The organism is Lonepinella koalarum (assembly GCF_004565475.1).
Lineage (GTDB): Bacteria > Pseudomonadota > Gammaproteobacteria > Enterobacterales > Pasteurellaceae > Lonepinella > Lonepinella koalarum.
Genome location: NZ_SRHX01000034.1, coordinates 1 through 639, shown reverse-complemented (window position 1 = coordinate 639; position 639 = coordinate 1). Strand labels below are relative to the sequence as shown.

At 58.7% G+C, this 639-nt stretch carries 1 protein-coding gene; it reads right to left on the bottom strand.

Annotated elements, in window-relative coordinates; translation table 11 throughout:
* On the bottom strand, positions 1 to 639 hold a 639-nt coding region (locus tag E0709_RS12135), incomplete at both ends, for a DDE-type integrase/transposase/recombinase (RefSeq protein WP_135107943.1).

Genomic DNA, 639 nt, shown 5'->3' with positions numbered 1-639 from the left:
TTAAACTTCGTGCTGAACGCACGAAGCTGGGCAATATTCGTCAATTCTTCCCGGAAGACGCCGTCATATTTGAAGGTCCGGTTGAGCCTTTCCAGGATGCCCATTCCTCGCTTCTGTGAGACCTTGGCCCGTACCCAGTTGCCCGGCTCCTGACAGGCCGCCTGGAATGCGCCAGACGTAAAATCTGAGCCACCATCGGTCATGATCAGGAGCTGCTCGTCTATGCCGAGATGGTGCAGCACATGGACTCCTCGTTGCAGCGCGGTGACCGCGCTGCTGGCAGAGAGATTCCGGACCACTTCAATGTGCAGCAGTGCGCGACTTTCCACGTCCAGAACGAGGTAAGCCCAGCAGATCCCGTCCGGTAGGCTGAGCCGTGTGGCATCCATCTGAATTCGGCGGCCCGCTGGCCAGAGAACGATAGAGGTAGGGCATGCCGATGGACGGCGCTTCTTTCTGGGAACTGGGCGCTGCACCTTCAACTCCACCATGCAGCGACGAACAGTATGGAGGCCCGGAGCAGGCCGCAGAACATCTTGTTGTAGGGCCTGATAAATCAGACGGTAGCCGCTGAGTGGCTCTTCAAGGGCTTTCAGCCGTACCTCTTCCAGGACGTGCTGACGTCGCTCCGTCCGCTGT